Source organism: Robinsoniella sp. (genome assembly GCF_034124845.1).
Genome location: NZ_JAWYAJ010000223.1, coordinates 46,052 through 52,219 on the forward strand (window position 1 = coordinate 46,052; position 6,168 = coordinate 52,219).

Consider the following 6,168-nt stretch of genomic DNA (forward strand, 5'->3'; position numbering starts at 1 on the left):
CTCTAAACTTTTCTGCCTGGGTTCACATGTACCATGCAGTGCTTTACCCTTGGAAATGCTCCTTCAATCTCATCGTGCGTTCTCTGTGCTATGGTATGGGCTTTGGTGAGCGTTTCCTCTCCATCTGCCTGGATCTCAATATCCACATAGATTTTATCTGCAAACAGCCTTGTTTTGATCTGGTCTATCCCCATAACACCTTCCTGACGGCTGATTACTCTGCACATCTCATCAACCACTTCATCTTCACATGCCTTATCCATCATTTTATCAATGGCATCTTTAAACACGTCAAATGCCGCCTTTAAAATAAAGATACAGATTACTACACTGGCAATAGGGTCTAAGACCGGAAGTCCAAGTCTGGCTCCCAGAATACCAATCATACTGCCGATAGACGACAGGGCATCGGAACGGTGATGCCATGCATCCGCCATCAGTGCACCGGAATTAATTTTTTTAGCCGCTGCCCTGGTATACCAGTACATTGCTTCCTTTGATATAATGGAAATAATCGCAGCCGCAAGTGCCAGGAGCCCCGGAACCGCCAGTGATGCCCTGTCCCCGGCAAAGATCTTAAGTATGCCGCTGTAACCGATTCCCAAACCGGTAATTCCCAGTACTATGGCAAGTACCAGGGCTGCCACACATTCCATACGCTCATGGCCATACGGATGTTCTTTATCCGACTCCTTACTCGCCATTTTAACTCCAAGAATTACAATTAATGTACTAAATACGTCCGAAGCAGAATGGACTGCATCGGAGATCATAGCCCCTGATTTCGCAAAAACTCCTGCATAGAGCTTAAACAGAGATAAAATGACATTCCCTATAATTGTGACAATGGATACTTTTGTTGCAATTTGTTGATTTGATTTCATACTTCTTCACCCCTATTCTGATTGTTAACCGACCATGCCTCATACTCATTCATAAGATGCGCTGTCCGTTCGGAAAACAAAAAACGCACCTGCGGAACATACTACTACTGTCCCACAGATGCGTTTCAAAACCATCTGCTGCCGCTTGGCGGCCCGGCCCCACAAACCAGATGGTTTATCGCCTGCTCAGTTTGTACTGTTGATCTCGCATTCTTTTATTAGAATGTAATGCAGTGCAAATCGATTTCTAACTAATCTAACATATTCAGTATAGCATGTCAAGGTGAAAAAGCTTAAGAAAAATATAGTAGTCCAGCCTGCCAGTGGAGGTTGAAGTTAATTGCCATAAATCCATGCAATAGATACATCATGGAGTATTCCGGTTATTCCATCCACCTGCTCCATTCTGGCAGCCATAGCAGATTCCACATTTACATGAACCCCTTTCTTGATGGGGGTTATATAAATTGTTAACGGTTGTTCTTTTAAACTGTCTGCAAATTCTTTCAGTCCGATTTCCCAGATTTCACCGTTGCAGAAGTTATCCGATATCATCTCCCCATTTATAAATGCCTGCCCGATATCACCCGTATAATCTATTTTTAAGATGGCATCCTTTACACCATCCATGAGATCTCCCGGCAGATCTATACAGTATCTGGTCGGTCCTGTCTGCCTAGCCGCCAGCTTGACCGGCGGCTTTTCTTCCACCTGGTATCTGTATTGTGTAAAAAGCGGATATTTACTTTGTTCCACTGTTATTTCTGTTTCTGTGTTTTCTGTGTTTTCTGTATTTTCTGTATTCGCCAATGCGCTGGCTGGCAATGCCAGGATGGTGTTATCCCAGTTCCTGGTTTCAAAACGGATGCCGGACTCATCCTGCAGCAACGCCATATCCGTAATCAATACCATGTCATTTCCATTTTGGTCTGCTTTATAAAAATCCATCGCCATTTTTCTGGATAACGTAACCAGATGAACGATCTTGCCACCCTCTTCCATACGGTAAGCATGAATGGGCTGCTCTGGAATTTTCATTTCTTCACCATTTTCCCATACATATTTTCCTTCCATTCCTTCCGGTGTGAAAAAGAAATAATAAGCTTCTCCATCCAGGCATAACTTTGTAATTGGCTGAACCGTGGCGTATTTCAGGATTCTGTCTCCGATCTGCATCTGAAATGGAAGTATGCAGTTTTCACCGGCATTCAGGGAAAGAGGCTGGAATGTAATATCCCCCACTTTCGTTTTTACGGTCACAGACTCCTCTTTTTTCCCTTTCATTTCTGCATGATCCTGAAAGTTATTGATAAATAAAAACCCGCCGTTTTTGTGATAACGCACCGCAAACCGCAGTGTATCGGTATCTTCCGGTGCAATTTCTTCCGCCCCGGCTGGAAGCGCCGTCTGCATTATACATAAGTCTGCCTCAAAGCTGCCGGCGAATAAATGCAGGAGTTTCAAACGTTTATAAGAATCCCGGATCTGTCCAAACTCCCCTAATGCCGCCTGATAATCATAAGACAATTTAGGCATCTGGCTTTCATTCAAAAATCCCCCCTGTTCACCTTTGGGATTTGTGCCGCCTTTGTACATATAATATCCCAGAAAATTACACCCGGAAGCCATCTTGATATTAGCCATTGCGTCCACACTCTCAAAAGGAAGCAAAAAACGGTAGTGATAGGAACAAGTCATTCCCCCGCCCATTTCACAGCAGGCATAGGGCACCGATTCAGGCTGATACCCAGGTTCAAAATTATAGGTCGCCGGAATCTCATTGTTATGATGGTCCCGGTAAATATATTCCTCGGTAGCAGGGTGTTCTCCCTTATGGGAATAAAAGATCCACGGGCGGTAAGCATACCCGCCCCAAAGGGGCATCATCTCTTTGCTTGGTGCTGCTGCTCCGCCCCAGGCAGTACAGGTATAAAATGGCACAATAATCCCGGACTCCTGCGCCATCTTCTTTAATTCCAGCATATAGGCATCCCCCTCATTCCCTACAAATACCCACTCATTGGAAACTCCCGTTGTGATTTCCCACGGTGCGGAAGAATGTTCATATTCATTGTCAATCTGTGCCGCAATAATGGGTCCCTGATCATTATAATAAAGCCCTTTCATCTCCTTTGCCAGTCTGTCATACAGCCTCTTTGTATAATATAAAAATCCTTCATTCAGCATTCTTGCTTCAAACGGCTTTCCATACAGCCAGTCAGGCAGCCCTCCGTTTCTCACTTCTCCGTGATCAAAAGGCCCGATCCGTACAATGACGTACATTCCATGCTTTTTGCAAAGCAGAAGAAATTTTCTTAAATCCCTTCTTCCTTCAAAGGAAAATTTCCCTTCCTGCTCTTCATGGTGTATCCAGAAAATGTATGTAGAAACCACATTTATGCCGCCCATTTTCATCTTAATGATTTCATCCTCCCAGTAAATATCACTGCATCTGGAAAAGTGAAATTCTCCGCTTATTCCAAAAAAAGGCTTATGATTTATTTCCATATAATAATTGGTAAAGGAAAGTTCATCTTTATTGGCACTTGTACCCCTGAAATGATCGGACAGCGCATAAATCTCTTTCTCTTCGTTCTGGCTGATATCGATTTTGTAATGCATTTCTTCCTCCTTATCCTTTCACCGCTCCCGCGGAAAGTCCTTTTATAAAATACTTGGAACCGATTGCAAAAATAATCAGGATGGGCACTACTGCAATGGTAAGTGCCGCCCCTCGGGCCCCCCAATCCTGTGTATATGCCGTAGCCAGCGTCTGAATTCCGATTGGTATTGTAAACTTGGAACTTTTCGTAATCAGCGTACTTGGCATTAGAAAATTATTCCAGGACCATAGGAACACCAACATAAACAAGGTTCCTACTGCCGGCTTAATCATAGGAATACCGATGCTGATAAACGTCCGGAATTCATTGGACCCATCAATGCGTGCACTTTCGATTAACTCTTTCGGCAGAGAGTTCTGCATATACTGCACCATGAAGAAGACCCCGTATGCACTGGCTCCCCATATTAAAATCAGGGGAATATGTGAATTGACCAGTCCCATATTTTTCATTTCAATACTATATCCGATTAAGCTGATCTGGGAGGGTATCATCATGCTTGCCACTATAAACGAACTGCAAAAGCTTCTTCCCTTAAACCGGTACACCGTGAGGGCGTATGCTGCAAGTGCACTGATAAATACGCATAGTATCCCGGAAAACAGTGCGGTATAAATGCTGTTCCAGTAATACTGCAAAAATCCCCCTTGAACTATGGTACTGATATTTTCCACCAGCTTTGATCCGAAAGTATAGATCTCTCCTTTGTAAATCTCATTTGTGCTGTGTGTCGCCATAGAAATAATAAAATAAAACGGGATAACCGAAATTATGCTGACAATGAAAAGGGGAATCACATAGAAGAACTTCTTAAAAAAGCGCACCGGTTTATTCATCTGTTCTCCTCCTTCCTGTTAATCACACGGGATACAATGAGACTGACAATCAGAACCACGATAAAGATACCATAGGAAACTGCCGCACCATACCCCAGTTTGGTGGAACTCTTAAATGTCTGGTCGAAAAAGTACATCATGCTGGTCAGGCAGGAACGTTCCGGTCCGCCAACGGAACTGTTAATATTGCTGAAAAGCAGATAGGGTTCATCAAACAGCTGAAAACCACTGATGATGCTTGTAAGCGTCAGAAAAATAGTAATCGGCTTCAGATAAGGGAACGTAATTCTCCAGAAAATCTGTACTTTATTCGCCCCATCCACCATGGCTGCTTCCGAGATATCTTCGGGAATAGTGGACAGCCCCGCCAGATAAATCAGCAGATAATATCCCAGATTCTTCCATACTATTAAAAATATGACAATAATCCTGGCAGTGGCTCCGTCACCCAGCCAGTTAATTCCCTCCATCAGAACCCCAAGCTTGATTAACAGATTATTGACAATCCCGGTAGACCAGTCAAACATAAAGGAAAAAATGATACCGATAGCCACCGGTGTGGTAATGTAGGGCAGTACATTAATTGTCTGAAACAGCCTGCTGGTTTTCTTTAATTTATACAACAGCACTGCTAACAGCAGCCCTCCTAATATCAGCAGAGGAATATAGATGATCATAAAGAAAAACGTATTCCCCAGTGATTTAAAGAAGATTTTATCTTTTGTAAATAGTCTGATGTAGTTTAAAAGTCCTACAAATTTACGCTGTGTCACCCCTGCAATACTATCCCAGTCGGTAAAACTTATGATAAACGAATAGATCGTCGGAAAGATAAAAAACAGAAAGTAAAACGCAAAGTATGGAAATAAAAACAGATAGGGCCATTTGGTCATAGTATTTCTTTTTTTCTTCATTGCCAACCTCTCTTTCCGGAAAAGGCCATGAATCTCATTCACAGCCTTTTCCTGTTCATCCGTTTATTCGATGGTGTAGTCCGGCAATTTCATGGACAGTTCCTCTTTTAACTGTTCTAACGCCTGATCCGATGTCATGCTTCTGTCATTGTTTAAACTTGTTGTGATCAGGTTTAACGTCTCATGAATCACATTATCATCCAGGTTCATCTGTCTGACCTTGATACCCGGAACGATTTCTTCCAGGAACATTTTACCCAGATCCTGATCGCCGAACCATTCACTCTTATAAGATTTTAATTCCGGCTTTTCTTCATATGGTTTCTTTGCTGAGGTGAGATTCCCCATGGAGTTCAGCGCCTCTGCACCTTCCGTAGACAAGGTTGCAAATTTTATAAATTCCCACGCCAGAGCTTTGTCTTTACAGGTCTTCGATATACCCAGTGTGGTTCCGCCCCAGCTGATATTTCCCTCCGGAGCATTCATCAGTCCCCAGTGATCTGCCCCTTTTCCATCCGGGTCATTTGGCTCGATGGTAAATGGAACCGACCAGGTTGCACAGCCTGCAAATATATGGTTTCCTTCTCCAAAGGATGCGTACCAGGCAGGCGTCCATGCTTCCAGTTTGTCCACTACATTGTTGTCCCGGAACTGACATGCCAGATCCAGTGATTTTTTCAGTGCCTCCGTAGCTTTAATTGTATCCCCTTCAATCCAGGATAGTCCGCTTTGTTCACGGATAAACTGCTGAGCATCTGCAATGCCCGGCCACATATAGACCTTATTGCCGCTTTTTTCATATACTTCTTTTCCTTTTTCCACAAAAGATTCCCAGGTAGGGAACATTTTTTCTAATTCTTCTCTATCATCCGTTCCCAGATATTCTTTTGCCAGATCCTTCCGGTATGCG

Annotated in this window: 5 protein-coding genes and 1 riboswitch; all 5 genes read right to left on the reverse strand. The window is 43.3% G+C overall.

What is annotated here, in order from left to right; genetic code table 11:
* Positions 1-2: 2 nt before the first annotated feature.
* The gene (locus ACH2DQ_RS10755) at positions 3-884 is read right to left on the reverse strand and encodes a cation diffusion facilitator family transporter (protein ID WP_394914278.1); all 882 of its coding nucleotides are present in this window, start codon (positions 882-884) and stop codon (positions 3-5) included.
* A gap of 105 nt (positions 885-989) precedes the next feature.
* A riboswitch (NiCo riboswitch) is annotated at positions 990-1,084 on the reverse strand.
* A 136-nt stretch (positions 1,085-1,220) separates the two neighbouring features.
* Entirely contained in the window at positions 1,221-3,506 is a 2,286-nt protein-coding gene (locus ACH2DQ_RS10760; RefSeq protein ID WP_394914279.1) for a beta-galactosidase, read from the reverse strand.
* 10 nt (positions 3,507-3,516) lie between these two features.
* On the reverse strand, positions 3,517-4,344 hold the full coding sequence (locus ACH2DQ_RS10765) for a carbohydrate ABC transporter permease (RefSeq protein ID WP_394914280.1): 828 nt from the start codon (positions 4,342-4,344) through the stop codon (positions 3,517-3,519).
* Positions 4,341-5,258, reverse strand: a complete 918-nt coding sequence (locus ACH2DQ_RS10770; RefSeq protein WP_394914281.1) for a carbohydrate ABC transporter permease — start codon at positions 5,256-5,258, stop codon at positions 4,341-4,343. The genes ACH2DQ_RS10765 and ACH2DQ_RS10770 overlap by 4 nt, the downstream gene beginning before the upstream one ends.
* A gap of 63 nt (positions 5,259-5,321) precedes the next feature.
* The coding region (locus ACH2DQ_RS10775) for an extracellular solute-binding protein (protein ID WP_395026701.1) at positions 5,322-6,168 on the reverse strand (847 nt) is incomplete at its 5' end.